We start from the raw sequence: 20637 nt of genomic DNA on the forward strand, positions 1-20637 counted from the left end.
CCAAACTCAGGGGAAAGTCATGAAGAAACTGGTTGCTGTAGCTGCTCTGCTCCTCGGTGTCGCTGCCTTCAGCGCGCCCTCGCGCGCCGAAACCGGCAGCGTCGCCGTGGTCTTCACCAAGGGCGGCTTCATCGTCGGTGTGGGAGGCGGCGAAGGGGTGCTGCACCTTCGCGGCAAGAATTATCCGTTCACCGTCTCCGGGATGAGCGTCGGTTTGACCGTGGGTGCCTCGACGACCAAGTTCGTCGGGCGTGCCTTGAACTTGCGGGGGCCTGCGTCGATCGAAGGTTCTTACGCAGTGGGCGGCGCCGGCGGCGCCGTTGCGGCCGGTGCCGGAGCGGTTCAATTGCAAAACGCGAACGGCGTGATCCTGCAGCTCAGCGGCCCGAAGGTGGGCGCCGAAGTGTCCGCAGCTGTCGGCGGCGTTACGATCCGGCTCAAATAGGCCGCATGCGCAAAGAGAATAGGCCGCGCGTTGGCGCGGCCTATCTATGTTCGGTCAACGTGTCCCACCAAAATCAGTATCGCTCTTCGACGAATTTCCGCCCGCGCAGGCTGGCCTGGTCATTGTAGCGCCCTTTATGAGAGCGTGGCGGCAGCTTGACCTTGTCGCGCTTGATCTTCTTGTAGGGGATCGTTTGCAGGATATGCGAGATGACGTTGAGCCGTGCGCGCCGCTTGTCGTCGGAGCGGATCAATCGCCACGGCGCGTGCTTGGTGTCGGTCGCCTCGAACATCATGTCGCGCGCGCGGGAATAGTCGTACCAGCGGCCGAACGACTCGGTGTCCATCGGGCTCAACTTCCACTGCCGCAGCGGATCCTCGATGCGAGCCTTGAAACGGAGTTCCTGCTCCTCCATCCCGACCTCGAGCCACAGTTTGATCAGGATGATGCCGGCGTCCACGGCGAACTTCTCGACCAGAGGACATAATTCCAGGAAGCGCTTGTGGTCGGCCGGCGAGCAGAAGCCCATGACATATTCCACGCCGGCCCGGTTGTACCAGCTGCGATCGAAGATCACGATTTCGCCGCCGGCCGGATATTGCTCGATGTAGCGCTGCAGGAATAGCTGGGATTTTTGCCGGTCGGAGGGAGCGGGCAGCGCGCAGACACGAAAGACGCGCGGACTGACCTTTTCGGTCAGTGCCTTGATGGTCCCGCCCTTGCCGGCGGCATCGCGCCCTTCGAAGATGATGATCACTTTCAGTTTTTGGGCCTTGACCCATTCCTGCAGGTGACACAGTTCGACTTGGAGCTTGCCGAGCTCCTTCTCATACTCCTTCCGCTTCATCTTGTTCGCGGTTATGTCCTTGGCCATGCCTGTCCTTTCGCTGCTGCGTTTCATTCAGCCCAAGTCGCGCATTCCACGTCATTCAGGCCGACTTGTTCAGGTAAGTCAGTCGCCCCAGGAGATCGTGACGCCGATGTCGCCCGGCACGCCGCCAGGAAAATCGATGATCTGATAGCCGATGCGATAGCCGCGCGGCTTCAGATAATCGCTCCAGAGCTGGAAGATTTCTTTCGGGATACCCGTCAGCGTCTTCTCCCAGCCCGCTTCTTGCTGATTGATGGCACGGCCCTTGTCGGTGCATAGTGTGTTCGGAAAGCGATAGACCAGCACCTCGGTCAGCCCGTTGCGCACCGCACGCTGGATGATGCTGGCGGCAAGCTTGATTTTCTCGTCCTCGGTTTTGCCTGACGGTTTGCTCAGCCGTTCGATCAAGGCATTCTTTTCGGCCTCCGCCGCAGCGGCGAGCTTTGCATATTCCTCCGCCTTTTCGGCCTCCTTGAGGGCCGCTTCCTTGCGGATCTGCATGGCGTTGGGGATCAGGGTGTCGAGATTCGCGGACATTGCCGATGCCTCCTGCTGCTCTTTTGAGTGTTCCAGTGAGGCTAGATCGGAAGGGCGCCATTCCGTTGATTCAAATCAAGCAAAGCGGTGCCCTGGGACGGCAAAGTCGCGTGAAGTCCGTGACTGCTGGACCCCTGATCAGGAGAGCACGTTGAGCGAGCAGCTTCATCCGCTGGCACCACATCACCTGCCGTTCTACATCATCTCGCCTGGCGAGACCGATGTGCTGATGATCGTGACGGGCCTGATCCTGATCGGCGCCGTTTTCGGGGTTGGCGTTTTCTATTGGAATCTGCACAGCCTTCCGGAGCGGATGGCTCACAAGACTCAGAAGCTGCAATTCGAGATCGTGGCCGTGCTGGGACTGATTTCCCTCTTCTCGCACGAACACATCTATTGGATCGCCGGACTGATCCTTGCCCTCATCGATTTGCCGGACTTCAGCACGCCGCTCCGAAGCATTGCGGATTCCGTCGAGAAGATCGCGGAGACGCCGTCGGCCGCGAGCGCACCGACAGAGCGAGAGCCCGGCGCCACGGCAGTTCCGGTCGAGCACGACCGCCAAGACGTGATCGCCGGAGAGAAGGTGCACAGCCATGCTTGAACTTCTCATCTGCTCACTATTGACCATCGTTCCCGATTACCTCTTTCGCCGCTTTGCCCAGGGCAAGCGGTTCGGCAAGGAAATTACGCTATTCTCGGTCTGGTACGAGCTGCGATGGGGTATCACCGGCTGCCTGATGCTCACCGTCTGCCTGATCACCAGCGTCTTCTTCTTCCACCCAGCCACCACCAATGCCGCGCTGCTGTTCCGGACTATTCCGATTCTGCCTGAGGGCTCAGGGCGTGTCGCGGAGGTCAATGTCGGCTACAGCGAGGACGTTAAGAAAGGACAGGTTCTTTTTCGGCTGGATAATTCGAAACAGGCGGCAGCTCTCGAAACGGCCAGGCGCAAGGTCGCGGAGGTCGACGCGTCAATGGCAACCGCAGCGGCTGAAGTGGTCAAGGCTGATGCGCAGATCCAGGAAGCCAAGGCCAACTACCAGCAGGCCAGGGATGAGCTAGAGGTCAAGACCGAGTTGCAGCGCCGAAATCCGGGGATCGTACCGCAACGGGACATCGAGAAGCTTCAGGTCCTGGTGGACCAGCGCCAGGCTGGCATCGATGCCGCAACCGCCGCCAAGGAGTCGGCGGCCCTGCAGGTCTCGACATTGTTGCCGGCCCAAAAGGCGAGCGCGCAGGCCGTGCTCTCGGAAGCGCAGGTGGAGTTCGACAAGACGTTCATCCGCGCGGGAGTGGATGGGCGCGTCGAGCAGTTCCTCGTTCGTGTCGGCGACGTCGTCAATCAATTGATGCGGCCGGCGGGCGTCCTGATTCCCGAGGGCGCCGGCCGGCAGCGGCTGCAGGCTGGATTTGGCCAGATCGAAGCTGGCGTAATGAAGGAAGGCATGGTTGCAGAGGCAACTTGTGTCTCGAAGCCATGGGTCGTGGTCCCCCTGATCGTGACTTCGGTGCAGGATTACATCGCTGCGGGCCAGTTCCGCTCGGGCGAGCAACTCATCGACCTGCAGAACGTCGCCAAGCCCGGAACGATTCTCGCCTTCCTCGAACCGCTGTACAAGGGCGGACTTGACGGAGTGACCGCCGGCAGCACCTGCATCGTTAACGCCTACACCAGCAATCACGACGAGATCGTAGATCCGAAGACCTCGACCGGGCGGCGGATCGTTCTCCATGCCATCGATGCGATCGGCTTCGTTCATGCGCTGCTGCTGCGGATCCAGGCTCTGTTGCTGCCGTTCAAGACGCTGATCTTCAGCGGTGGTCACTAAACAAAACTGATTTCAAGGAAATTTTTGGATGTCAAAATTCAGAAAGTCGGTCGTTGCGATCGCGCTGACAATTTCCGCAATCTTTGCGTTGGCCGAACCTGCCGGTGCCGTTGACCTGAACGGTGCCTGGGCCACCAGCGCCGATCAGTGCGAGAAGGTGTTCACCCGTGAAGGAGGCAAGCTCGGCTTTACCGAGATGTCCGAGGTCTATGGCGGCGGCTTCATCGTCGACGGTGATCAGCTGATCGGCAAGTTCGCACGCTGCAAAGTGAAGGCCAGAAAGGACAACGGCTCGAGCGTCAACCTGATCGCGGCCTGCGCCACCGACATCATGCTGTCCAGTATTCAGTTCAGCGTGAAGGCATTGGATGCCGACAGCATCGTGCGGCTCTTTCCGGGTATGGAAGACATGGAGATCCGGTATCACCGATGTTCGTCGCAATAGACGGCTTCCAGCAGCGCGGTTGCAACCTGCACTAGTGCAAGAACGCCCAATGTGCTGTGATGGCGCCGTCCGCAGGACGCGCCGGAGAGAAACATGAGCAGGCGCAATTTCATTGCGTCGACCAAGCGGAAAGTTGCCAAGGTTGCGCTGTTGTGCCTCGGATTGGCGCTTTGGTGGGCCGCTGGAATAGGGCCAGCTCATGCTGACGAGCGCCGCGCACCCAAGCGCGTGTTGTTGTTGCATTCCTTCGGACGGGACTTCCTGCCCTGGAGCGAATACGCGCGCAACATCAAGATGAATCTCGAGCAGCGCTCGCCCTGGCCGCTCGACATTCAGGAGCACACGCTGCTGACCGCGCGGTTCACCGGGCCAGGTCCTGAAGGACCCTTCGTCGAGTATCTGCGCTCGATCTACCAAGGGCGTCCACCTGACATCGTGATGAGCATCGGCGGGCCTGCCGCCGGGTTCGTGCAGAAGCACCGCACGGATTTGTTTCCGAACGCGCCGATGGTCCTTACAACGGTGGAAGAACGGCTGATCGACCGCGCGAGCCTGACCGAGCAGGACACCGTGGTGTCGGTTCGCAACGACTTTGTTGCGGCATTCCGCAACGTGCTTCAGGTGCTGCCGGATACGCGGACGATCGCTCTCGTCATCGGTGCGTCCGAGCTGGAGAAATTCTGGCTCGATGAGGTCAAGAAGGATGTCGAGACGCTCGGAAATCGTGTTTCGTTCGTCTGGTACGGCGATCTGCCGTTCGACGAGATCTTGAAGCGCGCCTCGGCGCTCCCCCCACACACGGTTTTGTTCTGGGGCTTGATGTCTGTCGATGCAGCCGGGGTCGTTCATGACGGCGATCGCGCGCTGCAGCGCCTCCGTGCCGTTGCCAATGCCCCCATTTTCTGCTTCGAGGAGTCGTTCTTCGGACGCCACATCGTCGGCGGTCCCATGCATTCCATTCCCGAACTGGGCGAAAAGACTGCCGATGCGGCCCTGCGCATCCTCGGCGGCGAGAAGCCGGCAGACGTCAAGATCGAGCCTATCGTCTATGCTGCGCCGAAGTACGACTGGCGCGAATTGCAGCGATGGGGAATCAGCGAGAGCAACCTGCCTGAAGGCAGCGAGGTCCTGTTCCGGGAGCCAGGCATTTGGGAAGAATACCGTTGGCAGCTGGCTCTGATCGCCGCGGTGATTCTCATCCAGGCAGGGCTCATCAGCGGCTTGCTTCATGAGCGCCGGGGGCGACGCCTCGCCGAGGTCGAATCCCGACAGCGCCTGGCCGAGCTCGCGCATGTCAATCGTTACGCAGCCGTCGGAGAACTGACCGCGTCGATCGCCCATGAGCTGAATCAGCCCCTTGGTTCGATTTTGACCAACGCGGAGACGGCGGAGCTGATGCTGAAGGGCACTGCGCTCGATCTCGCCGAAATCGGCGAGATTCTTGCCGACATCAGGCGTGACGACCAGCGTGCCGGCGAGGTGATCCGCCGGTTGCGCAGCGTGCTCAAGAAGGCGCCGTTCGAGATCAAGGATATCGAGTTGAAAGAAACGGTGCGGGAAGCGATCGGCCTGGTCGGTGATGTCGCCGCAAGGCGCAACATCGTGTTGGGGTTCTATGCCCCGCCGGAGATGGAGCTGCACGTCAAGGGCGATCCTGTCCAGCTGCAGCAGGTCGTCCTCAATTTGATCCTCAATGCGTTGGAGGCGATATCGGAAAGCAAGGCAGGCAAGCGCGAAGTCAGCGTCACCATGGGACGCTCGGCAGGGGCTGCCGAAATCCGGGTGGGCGACACGGGACCAGGCATCGCAATTGCCGATCTCAAAACCATCTTCGAGCCCTTCTTCACCACCAAGCCGGAGGGCATGGGCATGGGGCTGGCGATCGTGCGAACGATCGTCGAGGCGCACCACGGCACGATTTCCGCGGAGAACCAGCCGTTCGGCGGTGCTCTGTTCACGGTTCGCCTCCCGATCGCGAGTTAGCATCCCGCGCTGCAATGGGCGACGCTCCCGTTTCGTTGATTTTTGTCAATGAACGTCCCTCTCTCGGTCTCATGCTTATCGGCAGGACTGAAATGGAGGATGCGATGATCCGCTGCGGCAAGACGTTGCTCGCGCTCGCGCTGGTGCTGGCCGCGCCGGTTTGCGTGTCGGCCCAGACAAGCGACAAGTCGGCCGGACCAGCCCCGCAGGCGCAACCGGCCAGTCCCGCAACGCCGACGGCCGAGCTCCTCAAGCCCGAACAACTCGAAGCCCTGGTCGCGCCGATTGCGCTCTATCCCGACGAATTGCTGGCCAACGTGCTGGCCGCCTCGACCTATCCGTTGGAGGTAGTTCAGGCCGACCGGTGGCTGAAGGAACGCAAGAACCTCAAGGGCGACGCGTTGAAGACAGAGGTGGACAAGCAGGGCTGGGACGACAGCGTCAAGGCGCTGGCCAGCACCGCCGACGTCTTGACCATGATGAGCGATCAACTCGACTGGACCAAGAAGCTCGGCGACGCCTTTCTCGCGCAGCAGCCCGACGTGATGGACGCGATCCAGCGGCTGCGCAACAAGGCCTATGACAACAAGAAGCTGGTCACCACCAAGCAGCAGAAGGTCAGCGTCCAGTCTCAGGAAGGCAGGCAGGTCGTCGTGATCCAGCAGGCGGATCCCGCAGCGATGTATGTGCCGTATTACGACCCGGCCACCGTCTACGGCAGCTGGCCTTATGCGGAATATCCGCCGTATTATTGGGGCTATCCGTCCTATATCGGTGCGGGAGTGGTGGCGGCGGGCATCGCCTTCGGTACGGCCTGGGCGGTCGGACGCTGGGGCAATTACTGGGGCGGTGGCTGCAACTGGGGCAACCGCAACGTCTACGTCAATCACCGGACGACGAACATCGGCAACGGCTGGCAGCACAATCCGGCGCATCGACAGGGCGTGCGCTACAACAATGCGAACGTTCAGCAGAAATTCGGCAACAGCAATCTGAAAGCGGGCGCATCGGACCGGATGGACTTCCGCGGTCGCGACGGCAACCAGGTGCTGCGGCCCAATCAGGGGACGGGAGACCGAGCGGGCGACCGCGTTGGTGATCGGAATGGACCGGGTGATCGCGGAGGTGATCGCGCGGGGAATCGCGGCGATCGGCCCGGCGGCGGTGATCGCGGCGGTGCCGGAGATCGTGCCAAAGGCGGCGGTGATCGCGCCAAGGCCGCTGCCAAAGGAGGCGGCGATCGCGCAAAGGCCGCAAACCGCGCCGGCGGCGGCGGCAATCGCGGCGGCGCGATGAACGTCTCGTCCGGTCGGTCCGCGGCCGCGGCGTCAGCGCGCGGGCGGTCGAGCATGGCAAGTATGCCGCGAGGTGGTGGCGGCGGACCGAGCATGGCTGGCCGAGGCGGCGGAGGTGGGATGGCGATGCGCGGCGGTGGAGGAGGCGGCGGTCGTGGAGGTGGCGGGGGCGGCCGGCGCTCCGATATCGCGCTGAAGCACGACATCGTCCTGCTCGGGCACCTCGCAAATGGCCTCGGCTATTATCGCTTCAGTTATATCGGCAGCGACAAGGCCTATGTCGGTGTGATGGCGCAGGAGGTCGAACAGGTGATGCCTGACGCAGTGGCTCGCGGCAGCGACGGCTATCTCCGCGTCTATTATGAAAAGCTTGGCCTGACATTCCGCACCTACCGCGATTGGCTTGCCGGCGGCGCGAAGATCCCTGCGGAGGTGATGCCATGATCAGTCTGAAATCGCTGCAGCGCGCGGTGTTGCCGGGCATGTTCGTGTTTGCGCTGCTTGGTTCCGTGGCCCAGGCACAGCAATCCTACAAGACGCCAGAGGACGCGGCAGCAGCGCTTGCTGCCGCAGTCAAGAGCGGGCCTCGTGATACCCTCAAAGTGCTCGGCAGGGCAGCCGAGGACATCGTCTCCTCCGGCGATGAGGTTGCCGACAACGACATCCGCCAGCGCTTCAGCTCGATGTACGAGGCCAAGCACGGCATCAAGGCGGAGGGCAACAAGAGCGCAACCCTCATCCTGGGAGCCGACGATTTTCCGTTCCCGATTCCGCTTGTCAACACCAAGGCGGGCTGGGAATTCGATACCGACGAGGGACGCATCGAAGTGCTTCGCCGGCGGATTGGACGCAACGAGCTCGACGCGATCCAGACCGCGCTCGCTTTTGTCGACGCGCAGAACGAATATGCCGATAAGGACCGCGGCGAGGGCGTCGGCGTCTACGCGCAGCACATCATGTCCTCGCCTGGCAAGAAGGATGGACTGTTCTGGCGCGACGACAACGATCCGAGCCCGCTAGGACCCCTGGCGGCGCAAGCCTCGAGCGAGGGCTACAAAGCCGGCGAGAGCATGACGCCCTATCACGGCTATTACTTCCGCATCCTGAAGGGGCAGGGGCCCGACGCCCCCGGGGGCGCCTTGAACTACGTCGTCAAAGGCAAGATGATCGGCGGCTTCGCGCTGATTGCGTGGCCGGCCGAGTACGGCAATTCCGGCGTGATGACCTTCCTGGTCAATCATGCCGGCGTCGTCTACCAGAAGGATCTCGGCAAACGCACCGACTTCGTCGCCAAGCGCCTAACGCTGTTTGATCCCGACCAGACCTGGAAGAAGGTCGATGCCGCGAAGCCGTGAGATGACGGGCCCGCCGCTGCGGTCGCTCGGCCGCCTTGCCGCGATCGCGTTAATCGCCGTCACGATTCCAGCCGTTCCCGCGCTTGCGCAAGCTGCCGGCCAGGTCCGGGTCAAGATCGTAAAGGCGGGCCTGCTTTTGGGTGGCGGTGCCGGCAGTGGAGTATTGAACTATCGCGGTCGCAGCTATCCCTTCCGGGTCACAGGAATAAGCCTGGGGATCACGGCCGGCGCGACGGCCGGCCGCCTGTCAGGTTGGGCGTCCGGCATCAGGGAGGTCCGCGACTTCGCCGGCACCTACAGTTCGGTTGGTGGTGGCGGCGCTCTCGTCGGCGGTGTGGGTGGTGTTCACCTTCGAAACGACAATGGAGTTGTGATGGTGCTGCAAGGGCCCAAGGCCGGCCTTGAGATGGCCGCCAATCTCAGCGCGATCACGATCTCGCTGAAGTAAGCCAAATGCATTCTCTGCGGGATCATTTGGCCGCGGGCCGTTCAGATCCGGATTCCGGCGCAACGTCTTTCGCGCGATTTTACTCCCGCATCACCCAAATGGGTCATCATTGGGAAGCCTGGTTGGTCTAGTGATTTGTTCGCTTTCGTACCACCAAGCAGGGGTTTTGGTTGAGTCACCTTGGTAAAGATCGGGCGCCTGTCCAGATGAGCCGGAAGGACGGGTCCAGTTACTTCGCGATGTTCGATATCAAAGTCCGGAAGCGCTCCCGCTCCTGGGAATGGACGGTCTGCGCCTTGCCCGGAAAACCCGTGATGCTTGGCCGCGAGCGTAGCCGCGAGGCAGCCAGCTACAAAGGCGCGAGAGCTCTCTTCCTGCTGCTCTCGGCCCAACATACCGCGCCGCGTCGGGACCAGATCCGCTAGTCCCGGCGCGAAGCGTCCCGGACAGCGGCGAGCGCGCCGCTATCCTCACCTGCGTCCTTAAAACGCGTCGGGTCCGTGGCGTGGCCGGCATAGGAACCCTCCTCATCGTCAATGCTTGAATCTCCGGGTCAGCGTCGCCGCCGATGGCTGGCCTGCGTGGCCCCGCCTCCAAGTCCCCCCAGCCCCCCAGGGTGGGGCCGCGCGTCAGGAGAGGAGATGCAATTGTCCGAGCCGAGCGAGCAGGAGATCAGAGAGCGCGCGCACCAGCTATGGGAGCGCGCCGGCAAGCCCGAAGGCCGCGAGGACGAGTTCTGGCACGCGGCCGAGCAGGAGCTGCGCAACGAGGACAGGTCGGACACGATGCGGACGCCGGATACGCTATGAAGACGCCATGTCTGTTCTGCCGCGGTCTGGGCTGGGTTTGCGAAAACCACCCGCTACGCGCCTGGACCGAAGAGGCGGGCGGATGCCAATGCGGCGAAGGCATGCCGTGCACCTGCAACACGGTTGAGGACCCCGAGACGAGGGCCGTCATCGTCACGGCGGACACGACCTGGCACTAGAGGCGAGTGCATTCAACTGCGCTCGGCAATGGCGCTCTCGATCAGAAAAAAGCCGCCGGGCTCTTCACCTCGGCGGCTTCAAAAAGTCCGTAGCTGTTGATCGCCTCCGCAGCCTCGTGCGTACCGCCGTTACCTTGTTTGCGGCCATGCCGGATCCTTGTAGGCAAGGCGGTCCGATTCTGCTGTGACCCAAAGCACACAGAGAAGAAGCATGTCGGCAAGGCGATGTTGCTGCGGAGCCCGGCTGCTATTTCCGGCCGGATCCCGAAGTGCCGGTATTCGGGGCCGCGCTTCCCTGCGTCGTGCCGGCACCCGTCGCGTCCGGCGATGCGGGCGCGGATTTCGCCGGGGCACTCGATCCGCCGCCATTGTTGTCCGCCGGTGTATTCAAGCTCGAGGCTCCGGCGCCTGTCGTGCCGCCGGTGCCGGACGAATTGATGCTGGACCCGGTGTGGGATGCACCCGATCCGCTTTGCGCGCCGGCCGGCGATGTCGTGATCAGGGCCGCGACGAGTGCGACCAGGGCAGGGATCTTCATGTCGGTTCCTCCGGTTGAACGAGCAGGGATGAAAGGCGGCCGCTGAAGCACGATGTTGCGCGCTCATCGAACGGCAACTGCCGCGACGACTGAAAGTGCCTAATCGCGCGCAGCATTAGGAACTGGCGCATGTCTCCCGCGGTTGCCCGCCGAAGGGAGCCGACCATGCGCAGCATCAAGCTCGGACAGGTTCTTCTCATTGCAGCACTGTTCGCCATGCTCGGCCTTGTCGCGTTCGGCATCGCTTGGGCGTGGGATGCGACCAACGGCGTGAACGACGTGCCCATGGAGGCGAACGGCTGGATCGCGCTCGGCCTCGGCTCGTTCTTTTCGCTGCTGATCGGCTGCGGCCTGATGGCACTGATGTTCTTCGGCAGCAGGCGTGGCTATGACGAGGCTGCCGATCCGTTTCGAAACAAGGAGCCAAAATAGATCATGAAGTGCATCGCGATCTTTCTGAGCCTCATGTTCGGCAGCCTGCCGTTCGCCCTCGCGCAGAGCAATTCGGGCGGGTCGGCCGCCGGGCAGACCACGACCAGTTCCTCGAGCGTGCAGGGCACAGCAGGAACCAACGTCGGCGGCACCGTGAACACCAACCAGGGCAACAGCTACGGCAACAACGCCACCGGCGGAGCGAACCCCGGCCACGATCGCACCGGCCAGCCCGCAACCAGCAATTCGACCTCGGGTTCGTCCATTCAGGGCGGCGGCAAATAGCATCGATAGGCGCGCGGTCGTCGCGTGGCTGTCGCGAGCCGCCGCTTGAGGCCGAGCGAGATTATCGCCCTGGACTCGCACCTTCGGATCCCGATTTCACGGATGCTCTTCAACCCGGATCAAATCCAAAGGTCTATCGGTCCTGATCTGCGACCTTGAGCAGGCCGCGCGCCGGACCTTTCTTCCGCGGCGCGAGAGCCGGTACCAGCGTCGGTGTCTCGTCCGCGATGCGCAATGCGAAATAGGCGATCGTGGCTTGAAGACCATCCTTCAGCGCCACGCGTGGGCGCCATCCCAGGAGGCGCGTTGCGGTGTCGATGACCGGCTTGCGGCGCTTCGGATCATCCTTCGGCAGCGCCTCGAAACGGAGCGGTGACGTCGATTCCGTGTATGTCAGGACCTCCCGGGCGATGGTCTCGATGGTGACCTCGTGCGGATTTCCGAGGTTGCACGGGCCGGTCACCGAGGCAGGACTCTCCATCAACAGTTGGAGCCCGCGCACGAGATCGTCGACGAAACAGAAGCTCCGGGTTTGCGTGCCGCCGCCATAGATCGTGATCGGCTCGCCGCGCAGGGCCTGCACGATGAAGTTGGAAACGACGCGGCCGTCGTTCTCCAGCATGCGCGGGCCATAGGTGTTGAATATGCGCGCGACCTTGATCTCGGTTCCGTGTGTGCGGTGGTGGTCGAACATCAGCGTCTCGGCGGCGCGCTTGCCCTCGTCGTAGCAGGCTCGCGGTCCGATCGGATTGACGTTGCCGAGATAGGATTCCGGCTGCGGATGCACCTCCGGATCGCCATAGACCTCGCTGGTGGAGGCCTGCAGGATTCTGGCGCCCTTCAGGCGCGCGAGTTCGAGCATGTTGATGGCGCCGAGCACGCATGTCTTCATCGTTCCGATGGGGTCCTTCTGGTAATGTCGGGGCGAAGCGGGACAGGCGAGGCTGTAGATGCGCTCGATCTGGTCGTCGATTTCGATCGGCTCGCGGACATCGTGATCGATGAAGCGGAAGTGCGGATGATTCAGCAGCGGCCTGATATTGTCGATGCTGCCCGTGAACAAATTGTCCAGGCAGATCACCCTGTGGCCGCGTTGCAGGAGCGAGTCGCAGAGATGAGAGCCGATGAAGCCCGCGCCACCGGCAATCAGGGCGGTCGGCGAGCGATGAAGGGACGGAATGCGGGTCTGGAGCGTCATGGCAAGCTCTCTTTAGAGTTCGGCGACTTGCATCGGGCGGCGGGCGGGAAGCCGCGCGGATTTGCGGCGGCGTCGCGCGGCCGCTTCGGCGTAATAGCTCTCCAGCTGGCGAGCCCGCTGGTCGGAGGTGTGGTCGGTCAGAACGCGCCGGCGTGCACTCTCCGCGATGGCACGGCGACGCTCCTCGGGCATGTCGCGCAGGATCTCGATGACGTCGCGCGCGGTCGAGGCCAGCAGGATTTCGCGCGACGGCTCGAAGATGGTTTCTATGCCCGGCCATCGGTCTGAAATCACGGGCGTGCCGCAGGCTGCCGCTTCGAACAGGCGAACGCTCGGCGAGAAGCCCAGCGCGCGCATGTCGGCGCGGGTCGCGTTGAGGGTAAACCGCTGCTCCGCGTAAAACGCCGGGTGCTGTTTCGGCGGGAGGTGCTCGATCCGCATGACATTGCCGGGCCAGGCGATATCAGCGGGATATTGCGCGCCTGCGACCGCGAATTGGGCCGACGACAGAGTACGCGCTGGCGACAGCAGCAACTGTTCAAGAACCGGCTGCCGGTCTTCGCTATAGGTTCCGAGATAGCCAAGGGCCCATCTCGCCTGCGCCTGTTGCGGCGTGTAGGCTTCCGTGTCGGCACTACAATAGAGAACGCGCGCCATCGGGCTGCCGTACCGCTGTTCGATCATGCCGGGCACCGGACCGCCGGCAAATGACAGATAGAGATCAAAGCGCGGGATCATCGCGGCCGACAAATAGTCGAGGCCGTGGTCGAGCTTCGCCAGCGTCACGGGGGTATCGATGTCGTAGAACGCGGTGATTCCCCGTGCCTGACTCGTGATCCACTCGGAGATCGCGATGCCGTCAGGCACGTAAGAGCCGATCATGACGAGGTCCGCGTCCCGGATCAGCTTGCCGAAGCGGCGAGGCACGTCCTTGGGCGACTGATAGAGCTCGACAGTCCAGGACGACGGCTTCGTGAGATCGCGATGCTGCCGATACCAGGCGACGTCGCGTTCAAGGAACGTGACATGGTGGCCTCGTCGCGCGAGGGCCTCGATCAGGGCGCGGTAGGTCGTGGCGTGACCATTGCCCCATGACGATGTGACCGAGAGACCGACGACGACGATATTGAGGTTCATTCTGCTGCCTCGATGCGCGAGCTGCTTCCGACAAAGAGATCGTTGAATTGACGGGCGCGTTGCCGATAGGTGTGCTGGCCCAGGATGCGCGCGCGGGCTCGGCCGGCGATCGCAGCGGCGCGATCGGGATCGAGGGCGTCGAGATGGCCGGCAATTTCGGCCCCGCTCGCAGCCACGAGCACTTCGCGATCCGGCTCGAGGAAATGGTCGATGCCGTCCCACTTATCGGTGATCAGGCAGGCGCCGGCGCCGATCGCCTCGAACACCCGCGTCGGCGGCGAGAAACCATAACGCGCCATGCTGTCGCGATTGACGTTGAGCGTGGCGAGACCGGAGCCGAAGAAGGCGTTGTGCTCGCTGGTGCCGACATGCCCGACCTTGCGGAGGTTGCCGGGCGTGTCTTTCGTCTCCCAGCCGGAGCCGCCGAGAACGAACGTCTTGCCAGGCAGCTCGCGTGCGACGTCGAGGAAGAAGTGTTCGACCCGCTGCTCGCGATCGGGCAGGCGATTTGCCAGCAGGCTGAGATCGCAGGCGAAGTCCGGCTTGGACGGGGACGGAAAATGCGTCTCGGGATCGAGCGCGTTATAGATCGGCACGCAATCCCGCGCGCCCATAGCGCGGTAGGCCGTTACGACGCCGTCGCCACCGCCATAGGTCAGGACCATGTCGTAGGATAGAATCGCGCGCCGCAGATGATGCGCGGAATCGTTTGCCATCGCTTCGAGCGTCGCGGGAGCATCGACGTCCCAGTAGATCCGCATGGTTCGGGAGGGCAGGGCCGCAACCGCGATCTCCAGCTCCTGATCGAACACACCGACGCCGCTGGCCTTGATCAGCATGTCGGACGAACGCGCAGCTGTCTCGAGCGAGCCGCGCCAGCCATCGGCAGTTGCGGGGTAGACGACGACTTTGGCCCAGTCGGGATCGGCGATGTCGCGATGGGCCTGTCGCTCGAAGGCGTCGGGCTCGAAGAACGTGATGTCATGTCCGAGCGCCGCAATCTGCTTGAGCATACCGCGGTAATAAGTGGCGGCACCGTTCCAGTAGGACGAAACGAGGCTTGATCCGAAGAAGCAGATCTTCATGCGGAAGCTCCGATGTAACGCTCAGGCCGTGACGAGGTGTCGGAGGCACGAATGGCCTCGACAATGCCCACAAGCTGTTGTGCGCGATGGCGGCAAGTATGGCGCTCCCGGATCGTCCGCAGCCCGGTGGCCACCATGGCGGCGGACAGCTCCCGATCATCGAGAACAGCACGGAGTGCACGCTTCATCTCTGCGCCGTTGGCGGCCTGGAGATAAGCGCGATCCGGAAACAGGCTTTCCTCGTCGGACCACGGCGCGGAGACCAAGGGAATGCCGCAGGCGAGCGCCTCGAACACACGGATGGTGGGAATGCCTGGAAGCGACCGCACATAAGGGCCGCGAGGAACGTGGACGGTCGCGCGCGCTCCGGCGAAGGCGACCGGAGCCCAGTGCGCCGGCAGCCATCCACCATATCGGATGCCCGCAGCCTGGATGATCTGGAGCGCATCGTCGGAGTAACGAACGCCGTAGACGTTCGCTCGCAAGCCAAGTTCGGCGACGGGCTCGACGAGGAACTCATTGAGCTCGGCGCTCCGTTCGCCGTCGCCCCAATTGCCAATCCAGACCAGATCGTCGGTGCGCTCGACGTGCGGCAGGGGGTGATACATGGCGGTGTCGGCGGCCTCGTGCCAAGTATAGGCTCGATCCCCCCAGCCGAGCTTGATGTAGATCTGGCGAAGCACCTCGCCGAAGGCGAGCACGCCGTCGAACGCATCGAGGTCGAACTGCGCGAGCTCATCCGGCGCAGTGATCGCGCGATGATGGGTGTCGTGAAACAGCAACGCGAACGGAGCTCCGTGCGCGCGCCTGTATCCGATCTGCTCGATCACCTCGGGCGAATTCCATTCGTGTACGATGACGAGATCGGCACCATCCAGTGCTTCGTCGAAATCGAGTGAAGCATCGTAGCGACGAATTGAGACGCCGGGGAACAGCCGGCCGATGTCTTGCAGCGCCTGGCTGCCGCTCTCGCGGATGGCGTTCAATCGGCTCCAGCCATCGACCGGCTCGAACACGACGACCTCGTGACCGAGCGCATGCAGCTCGCGGGCATAGCCGCGCAGGAAATGAGCGTTGCCGTTGTTCCAGCAGGAGGTGAACGCGTGGTAGAACAGGACGCATTTCATGCGTGCACCTCGACCTGACCGGCTTGGGGCGACGGGCGATTGGAAGCGAGCAGCCCTTGGTAGAGCTTCAGATAGGCGCTGGTCGTGCGCGCCAGCGAATAGCTCAGGGAATGTTCATAGGCGGCGCGCTGCAGGCGCGTTCTCTCGATATCATCGGCGCAGAGTTCGGCGAGTATGCGGTGCAGCGCCTGACTGTCACCGGGCTCAAAGAACCTTGCCGCTCCGCTCCACAATTCCCGGAATGTTGCAATATCCGACAGCACGAGCGCACAGCCGGCAGCGGCGGCCTCCAGAACCGAGAGGCCGAACGGCTCGTACAGCGCGGGGCTTGCAAAGATAGCGGCGTGCTGGAGGTGTCCACGCAAGGCGCTGTGGGACAATGGGCCTAGCCAGCAGATGCTCGCAGACGGATCTGCGTCAGCAGGTCCCGCGACCTGAACCGGCCAATCCAGCCCGGGCGCAGCCGCTGCCAAAACCTCGATGTTCTTGGCACGATCCCACAGCCGGCCGGCCGCGAAGATCAGCTCCCGCTTGCGATTGGGAAAGGCGCTCGCCGCAATCCCGTTCCAGATCACGGCTCCGGGTGAGCGGGGACGATAGATCTCCACGAGGTCATCGTGAAAGGACCGGCTGGGGCAAACCCACGCCTGCGTGCTGTCGAGCGCCGCGGCCACCCGCTCCGTATAACGCGTCCACCGGGGTTCGCCGAGCCAGTCCGAATCCCGGCAGGCCAGCGCCCACGAATTGACGCAGGAATGCGCCACGAGAACGGTCGGCGCGCGCCACGACAAGGTCGCCTCCCGGAAACTGTTAAGGTGGACGATGTCCGGCCTGAACTGCGCTTCGAGCGCGGCGAGGGTGCGGTGGGCATTGGGCAGGTCTCGTCCTTCCGGGTCCTGCCATTCAAGAGCGAGGTCGGTTTCGATCAGGCGGACTCGGGAGTCACACAGCATTTCGTGCTGGTCGGCACGCGCGCGGGGGCCCAGCGTTGCCAAGGTGACTTCGGCGCCCGAGGCGGCAAGGCTCGCGGCGAGGGCGCAGGAATAGGTCCACACGCCGCCCACAGTGTCGGTCGTCATCAGGATCCTGATGTCCGAACCTTGGCTCATGGTGCCTCCGGATGTTCGAGGGCATCGAGCGGAATTGGCCGGTCGTTTTGCACGTCGCTGAACTGATCGAACATCCCGAGATAGTGCCGATGCGCGCGCTCCCAGGCGAAATCGTCGGCTTCGCCCCACAGCTTTCGGTAATCCGGCGAGCCGGGATAGGGATACAGCGGGACCGGATCGTTCGCCCAAATGCCGGCATCCTGCATCTTGCGGCGCCAGCGCTGCACCACGGGATCGTCGTCCTCGGGCACCTCGATCAGATTGGCCTGCACGAAGGGAACGTGGCGGCGAGCTTCGACCAGCCGGTCGGCGAGCTGGTCGGTTGTCATCTTGCAGTTCTTGGCGAGCACCGCGCGCCCCTCGACGGTGAGGCTCTCGATTCCGGCCTCGATCGAGACGCAACCGGCGCGGCCGAGCAGTGCAAGCATATCCGGTTTCCAGAGATCGATGCGCGTCTGCACCCCGAACTTGAGGCCGCGCGTGCTCAGCCCTTCCAGGAGCTCGGGGTTTGGCAGGAAGATCTCGTCGATGAAGTAGACATATTCGACGCCTTGCTCGCGCAGGCGATCGATCTCGTCGAGAATGATCGATGGCGGCCGCTTGCGATAGGCGTTGCGAAAATTCTCCTTGGCGCAGAACGTGCAGTTGTAAGGGCATCCTCGCGACGCCTCGACTTCTGCGCCGGGGCCCACCGGCTCTGCCTCGAACCGGTGATGGTGGTGACGATGCCGCCGGATCATCTCGTCCGGCCAGTCGAGCGCTGGCTGATCCCTGAACTCGACGGCCTGCGGCCCGCCATTGACCCTGACCGAAGTGCCGTCCGCAAAGCATAGGCCGGCAAAGTCCCGCTCCCCGTTGGCGAGGCGCAGCAAGGATCGTTCACATTCGCCCATCACGATGATGTCGACGCCGAGCTTCCTGAGGGCCGCTCGCGGCGTGGTCGAGCCGTGCGGACCGACGGCGACGAGCACTGGTGCCAGATCCCGCACCGCCAGCGCCAGCTCCTGCGGAACGCGAAGCTCCGGCGGTGCGCACCGCCAGAACAGGTAGGTCGGGGCTGTCGTGATGACGATCAGGTCGGGACCGAACGCGCGCAATTCGGCCTCGATGTCCTGGCACGACAGATCGAACATGTGCGCGTCGAGCAACAGCGTCCGGTGCCCGGCCGCTTTCAGATAATGCTCGGAGATGCCGAGCTCGAGCGGAAGGTGAGGGGACCTGCAGCCGAAATAGATGCTGCCACCAAAATCCCAATTCGGATTGATCAGGGCGACCCGCGTCATGCGAGAGCCCCACGGTTGCCTTGTGTTTCTCCGAAACGGCCGTCCAGCCAGGCGTGCAGCGAGCGAAGGCCCTCGGCGACCGACACCTGCGGCGCCCATCCGAGGGTCGTCGACAGCGCGCGGGTGTCAGTGACGTACCAGGGCTGATCGCCGGGGCGCCAATCGGCAAAGCCGTAGGTGACCTCGCGGCCGGTGAGTTCGGCAATCTGCTCGATCAATTCCCGCAGGCTGATGGCGTTGGCCGGTCCGCCGCCGAGATTGAACACGCGTCCGCGCGCGAGCGCGACCCGATCGAGCACGGCGAGCCAGGCAGAGGCTGCATCCGACACATGCAGCGCGTCGCGGACTTGATAGCCATCGCCATAGATCGTCAGAGGCTTGCCGCGGATCGCGCTCAGCAGGAAATGTGCGATCCAGCCCTGATCCTCGGTGCCGAACTGGCGCGGCCCATAGATGCAGCTCATGCGCATCACCACGGTCTGGAGACCATAGACCCGCGCATAGTCATGGACGTACTGATCCGCGGTCCCCTTGGAGCAGCCGTAGGGACTGTAGAAGTCGAGTGGCGCATTCTCGGAGATGCCGCCGGCCAGGAGGTCGCTGGTAGGCGTATAACGACGGCCGGTGAGGGCGATCTCACTGTCCTCGATCAGGCGGCCATAGACCTTGTTGGTGGACGCAAACACCACCGGCGCGGTGCTGTTATGCAGTCGAACCGCTTCGAGCACGTTCAGGGTGCCGCGCGCGTTGATCTCGAAATCGGCGGACGGGTCGCTCACGCTGTCGGTCACGGCGACCTGAGCGGCCAAATGCAGCACGGCCCGGGCCTCGCGCACGGCGTCGATCACCGGGATCGGCTCGCGAATGTCTGACATCGTGATGGTGACGAGATCGCCATGCCTGGATTTCAGCCATTGTGCGTTCTCGCGCACGCCGGCGCGGGCCATATTGTCCAGCACCAGCACGCGCTCGCCGCGCCCTGCCAGCCTGTCCGCAAGATTGCATCCGATGAAGCCGCAGCCGCCGGTGATTAGGACGGGCTTGTTGTCTCGCTCATTCATCACGCAACCAATCCTCGTTGCAGCAGCTCCTGGGTGGCCCGTTCGGCCTGGTCATCGGCGATCTGGTCCGCGAGATAGTCCGCGAGCTCCTCGAGGCCGTCCTTGAAGGTCACCTGGGGCTCGAAGCCGAGCAGGTCGCGCGTTTTGCCGATATCCGCAAAGCAGTGCCTGATATCGCCGGCGCGGTATTTTCGCGTGATCTCGGGCGCGATGTCGCGCCGCCCCATGACCTCTGCGAGGTCCTCGGCAACAGACAGGATGCTCCGGCTTTGGCCGGAGCCGACATTGAAGACGTCCTGCGCATGCTCCGCTTCCAGCGCGATGCGGCAGGCACGGGCGACGTCATGCACATGAACGAAGTCGCGCCGCTGCTCGCCGTCCTCGAACACCAGCGGCGGTCGTCCGTTGAGCAGCCGCGCGGCAAAGATCGCGAGTACGCCGGTGTACGGGTTTGACAGGGCCTGGCGCGGACCGAACACATTGAAGAAGCGCAGCGCCGCGGTGGGGATGCCGTAAGCCTTGCCCGTGATCAGGCACATGCGCTCCTGCGCAAATTTGTTCAGCGCGTAGACCGAGCTCAGGGAAGGCGGCTTGGTCTCCGGCGTAGGTACGGGCTGGAGCGGATGGCCGGCCGTGTCGCACAATTCCCATTCGCCGCGGCGGAGCTGTTCGATTGATCGCTCGTCGCAGGCAACGACGCTCTGATCGGGCCGCCGATAGAGGCCTTCGCCGTAGACGCTCATCGAGGAGGCGACGACCAGCCGTTCGACGGGACGCCTCGACAACGCCTGGAGGAGAACGGCGGTGCCGAGCTCGTTGGTCCGCACGTAAGGCTCGATATCATACATGCTCTGGCCGACGCCGACGGCGGACGCAAGATGCAGGACCATGTCGGCCCCGCGCAAGGCGTGCTCTACGGCGAGGCTGTCGGTGACGTCGCCGACAACGAGTTCGGCATCGTCGGCGAGGTAGGATGGACGCTGGCGGTTGCCGCCGTGGACCTGCGGCGAGAGATTGTCGAGCAGGCGAACCTCGTAGCCGGCGGCAAGCAGCACATCCGTCGCATGAGAGCCGATGAAGCCCGCGCCCCCTGTGATCAATACTCGCGTCATTCACCGCTCCGTACAATCGTGAGACCGATCCGTTCGGGATCGCTCGATGATGTGAGGTGAAGCGCACCTGT

At 63.3% G+C, this 20637-nt stretch carries 22 protein-coding genes; 12 read left to right on the forward strand and 10 right to left on the reverse strand.

The window, feature by feature from the left end:
- Nucleotides 1-19 precede the first annotated feature (19 nt).
- On the forward strand, nucleotides 20-445 hold the full coding sequence (locus tag X265_RS08240; protein WP_128964351.1) for a hypothetical protein: 426 nt from the start codon (nucleotides 20-22) through the stop codon (nucleotides 443-445).
- Between the two features lie 73 nt (nucleotides 446-518).
- Here the strand turns inward: X265_RS08240 and ppk2 are convergent, their stop codons facing one another.
- A complete protein-coding gene (gene ppk2 / locus X265_RS08245; RefSeq protein ID WP_128964352.1) occupies nucleotides 519-1319 on the reverse strand; it encodes a polyphosphate kinase 2 in 801 nt (266 codons plus the stop codon).
- A gap of 78 nt (nucleotides 1320-1397) precedes the next feature.
- The gene (locus X265_RS08250; RefSeq protein ID WP_128964353.1) at nucleotides 1398-1853 is read right to left on the reverse strand and encodes a hypothetical protein; all 456 of its coding nucleotides are present in this window, start codon (nucleotides 1851-1853) and stop codon (nucleotides 1398-1400) included.
- Between the two features lie 151 nt (nucleotides 1854-2004).
- Between X265_RS08250 and X265_RS08255 the strand changes: the two genes are divergently transcribed.
- The 11 genes from X265_RS08255 to X265_RS08315 all read left to right on the forward strand — a co-directional run bounded on the left by X265_RS08255 (nucleotide 2005) and on the right by X265_RS08315 (nucleotide 11454).
- Nucleotides 2005-2457 (forward strand): hypothetical protein, encoded by a 453-nt coding sequence (locus X265_RS08255; RefSeq protein WP_244659240.1) that lies wholly within the window; start codon nucleotides 2005-2007, stop codon nucleotides 2455-2457.
- A complete protein-coding gene (locus X265_RS08260; RefSeq protein WP_128964354.1) occupies nucleotides 2450-3685 on the forward strand; it encodes an HlyD family secretion protein in 1236 nt (411 codons plus the stop codon). Before X265_RS08255 ends, X265_RS08260 begins: the two co-directional genes overlap by 8 nt.
- Before the next feature lie 28 nt (nucleotides 3686-3713).
- On the forward strand, nucleotides 3714-4130 hold the full coding sequence (locus X265_RS08265; protein WP_128964355.1) for a hypothetical protein: 417 nt from the start codon (nucleotides 3714-3716) through the stop codon (nucleotides 4128-4130).
- Nucleotides 4131-4223: 93 nt separating this feature from the next.
- On the forward strand, nucleotides 4224-6113 hold the full coding sequence (locus X265_RS08270; protein ID WP_128964356.1) for a sensor histidine kinase: 1890 nt from the start codon (nucleotides 4224-4226) through the stop codon (nucleotides 6111-6113).
- Between the two features lie 104 nt (nucleotides 6114-6217).
- A complete protein-coding gene (locus tag X265_RS08275) occupies nucleotides 6218-7852 on the forward strand; it encodes a DUF3300 domain-containing protein (RefSeq protein WP_164938981.1) in 1635 nt (544 codons plus the stop codon).
- Entirely contained in the window at nucleotides 7849-8763 is a 915-nt protein-coding gene (locus tag X265_RS08280; RefSeq protein WP_128964358.1) for a DUF2950 domain-containing protein, read from the forward strand. Before X265_RS08275 ends, X265_RS08280 begins: the two co-directional genes overlap by 4 nt.
- Nucleotides 8747-9211: a hypothetical protein gene (locus tag X265_RS08285; protein ID WP_128964359.1), complete on the forward strand. Its 465-nt coding sequence runs from the start codon at nucleotides 8747-8749 to the stop codon at nucleotides 9209-9211. Before X265_RS08280 ends, X265_RS08285 begins: the two co-directional genes overlap by 17 nt.
- A gap of 641 nt (nucleotides 9212-9852) precedes the next feature.
- Nucleotides 9853-10020, forward strand: coding sequence for a DUF2934 domain-containing protein (locus X265_RS08295; RefSeq protein WP_373291540.1), 168 nt, complete (start codon nucleotides 9853-9855; stop codon nucleotides 10018-10020).
- Between the two features lie 448 nt (nucleotides 10021-10468).
- Nucleotides 10469-10783 (forward strand): hypothetical protein, encoded by a 315-nt coding sequence (locus X265_RS40350; RefSeq protein WP_164938472.1) that lies wholly within the window; start codon nucleotides 10469-10471, stop codon nucleotides 10781-10783.
- Nucleotides 10784-10902: 119 nt separating this feature from the next.
- Nucleotides 10903-11169, forward strand: coding sequence for a hypothetical protein (locus tag X265_RS08310; protein ID WP_128964363.1), 267 nt, complete (start codon nucleotides 10903-10905; stop codon nucleotides 11167-11169).
- Between the two features lie 3 nt (nucleotides 11170-11172).
- Nucleotides 11173-11454, forward strand: coding sequence for a hypothetical protein (locus X265_RS08315; protein WP_128964364.1), 282 nt, complete (start codon nucleotides 11173-11175; stop codon nucleotides 11452-11454).
- 133 nt (nucleotides 11455-11587) lie between these two features.
- On the opposite strand, the gene X265_RS08320 is transcribed toward X265_RS08315, so the two are convergent.
- The 8 genes from X265_RS08320 to X265_RS08355 are packed head-to-tail and all read right to left on the reverse strand — an operon-like array spanning nucleotide 11588 to nucleotide 20566.
- Nucleotides 11588-12652, reverse strand: coding sequence for a UDP-glucuronic acid decarboxylase family protein (locus X265_RS08320; protein ID WP_128964365.1), 1065 nt, complete (start codon nucleotides 12650-12652; stop codon nucleotides 11588-11590).
- 12 nt (nucleotides 12653-12664) lie between these two features.
- Nucleotides 12665-13789 carry a CgeB family protein gene (locus X265_RS08325; protein WP_128964366.1) on the reverse strand — a complete coding sequence of 375 codons (1125 nt, stop codon included), beginning with the start codon at nucleotides 13787-13789 and terminating at the stop codon, nucleotides 12665-12667.
- Nucleotides 13786-14874, reverse strand: coding sequence for a CgeB family protein (locus X265_RS08330; protein ID WP_128964367.1), 1089 nt, complete (start codon nucleotides 14872-14874; stop codon nucleotides 13786-13788). Before X265_RS08330 ends, X265_RS08325 begins: the two co-directional genes overlap by 4 nt.
- Nucleotides 14871-16001 carry a CgeB family protein gene (locus X265_RS08335; RefSeq protein ID WP_128964368.1) on the reverse strand — a complete coding sequence of 377 codons (1131 nt, stop codon included), beginning with the start codon at nucleotides 15999-16001 and terminating at the stop codon, nucleotides 14871-14873. The genes X265_RS08330 and X265_RS08335 overlap by 4 nt, the downstream gene beginning before the upstream one ends.
- Nucleotides 15998-17110, reverse strand: a complete 1113-nt coding sequence (locus X265_RS08340; RefSeq protein WP_128964369.1) for a glycosyltransferase family 4 protein — start codon at nucleotides 17108-17110, stop codon at nucleotides 15998-16000. The genes X265_RS08335 and X265_RS08340 overlap by 4 nt, the downstream gene beginning before the upstream one ends.
- Nucleotides 17107-18393, reverse strand: coding sequence for a TIGR04295 family B12-binding domain-containing radical SAM protein (locus tag X265_RS08345; RefSeq protein ID WP_128964370.1), 1287 nt, complete (start codon nucleotides 18391-18393; stop codon nucleotides 17107-17109). Before X265_RS08345 ends, X265_RS08340 begins: the two co-directional genes overlap by 4 nt.
- On the reverse strand, nucleotides 18390-19454 hold the full coding sequence (locus tag X265_RS08350) for an NAD-dependent epimerase/dehydratase family protein (protein ID WP_128964371.1): 1065 nt from the start codon (nucleotides 19452-19454) through the stop codon (nucleotides 18390-18392). The genes X265_RS08345 and X265_RS08350 overlap by 4 nt, the downstream gene beginning before the upstream one ends.
- Nucleotides 19454-20566 (reverse strand): NAD-dependent epimerase/dehydratase family protein, encoded by a 1113-nt coding sequence (locus X265_RS08355; RefSeq protein ID WP_128964372.1) that lies wholly within the window; start codon nucleotides 20564-20566, stop codon nucleotides 19454-19456. Before X265_RS08355 ends, X265_RS08350 begins: the two co-directional genes overlap by 1 nt.
- Nucleotides 20567-20637 lie beyond the last annotated feature (71 nt).

Origin of the sequence: Bradyrhizobium guangdongense (assembly GCF_004114975.1) — a bacterium.
Classification (GTDB): Bacteria; Pseudomonadota; Alphaproteobacteria; order Rhizobiales; family Xanthobacteraceae; genus Bradyrhizobium; species Bradyrhizobium guangdongense.

Coding starts and splice junctions, on each gene's coding strand:
- X265_RS08240 (WP_128964351.1), top strand. CDS start 20: ATGAAGAAACTGGTTGCTGTAGCTGCTCTGCTCCTCGGTGTCGCTGCC.
- ppk2 (WP_128964352.1), bottom strand. CDS start 1,319: ATGGCCAAGGACATAACCGCGAACAAGATGAAGCGGAAGGAGTATGAG.
- X265_RS08250 (WP_128964353.1), bottom strand. CDS start 1,853: ATGTCCGCGAATCTCGACACCCTGATCCCCAACGCCATGCAGATCCGC.
- X265_RS08260 (WP_128964354.1), top strand. CDS start 2,450: ATGCTTGAACTTCTCATCTGCTCACTATTGACCATCGTTCCCGATTAC.
- X265_RS08265 (WP_128964355.1), top strand. CDS start 3,714: ATGTCAAAATTCAGAAAGTCGGTCGTTGCGATCGCGCTGACAATTTCC.
- X265_RS08270 (WP_128964356.1), top strand. CDS start 4,224: ATGAGCAGGCGCAATTTCATTGCGTCGACCAAGCGGAAAGTTGCCAAG.
- X265_RS08275 (WP_164938981.1), top strand. CDS start 6,218: ATGATCCGCTGCGGCAAGACGTTGCTCGCGCTCGCGCTGGTGCTGGCC.
- X265_RS08280 (WP_128964358.1), top strand. CDS start 7,849: ATGATCAGTCTGAAATCGCTGCAGCGCGCGGTGTTGCCGGGCATGTTC.
- X265_RS08285 (WP_128964359.1), top strand. CDS start 8,747: ATGCCGCGAAGCCGTGAGATGACGGGCCCGCCGCTGCGGTCGCTCGGC.
- X265_RS08295 (WP_373291540.1), top strand. CDS start 9,853: ATGCAATTGTCCGAGCCGAGCGAGCAGGAGATCAGAGAGCGCGCGCAC.
- X265_RS08310 (WP_128964363.1), top strand. CDS start 10,903: ATGCGCAGCATCAAGCTCGGACAGGTTCTTCTCATTGCAGCACTGTTC.
- X265_RS08315 (WP_128964364.1), top strand. CDS start 11,173: ATGAAGTGCATCGCGATCTTTCTGAGCCTCATGTTCGGCAGCCTGCCG.
- X265_RS08320 (WP_128964365.1), bottom strand. CDS start 12,652: ATGACGCTCCAGACCCGCATTCCGTCCCTTCATCGCTCGCCGACCGCC.
- X265_RS08325 (WP_128964366.1), bottom strand. CDS start 13,789: ATGAACCTCAATATCGTCGTCGTCGGTCTCTCGGTCACATCGTCATGG.
- X265_RS08330 (WP_128964367.1), bottom strand. CDS start 14,874: ATGAAGATCTGCTTCTTCGGATCAAGCCTCGTTTCGTCCTACTGGAAC.
- X265_RS08335 (WP_128964368.1), bottom strand. CDS start 16,001: ATGAAATGCGTCCTGTTCTACCACGCGTTCACCTCCTGCTGGAACAAC.
- X265_RS08340 (WP_128964369.1), bottom strand. CDS start 17,110: ATGAGCCAAGGTTCGGACATCAGGATCCTGATGACGACCGACACTGTG.
- X265_RS08345 (WP_128964370.1), bottom strand. CDS start 18,393: ATGACGCGGGTCGCCCTGATCAATCCGAATTGGGATTTTGGTGGCAGC.
- X265_RS08350 (WP_128964371.1), bottom strand. CDS start 19,454: ATGAATGAGCGAGACAACAAGCCCGTCCTAATCACCGGCGGCTGCGGC.
- X265_RS08355 (WP_128964372.1), bottom strand. CDS start 20,566: ATGACGCGAGTATTGATCACAGGGGGCGCGGGCTTCATCGGCTCTCAT.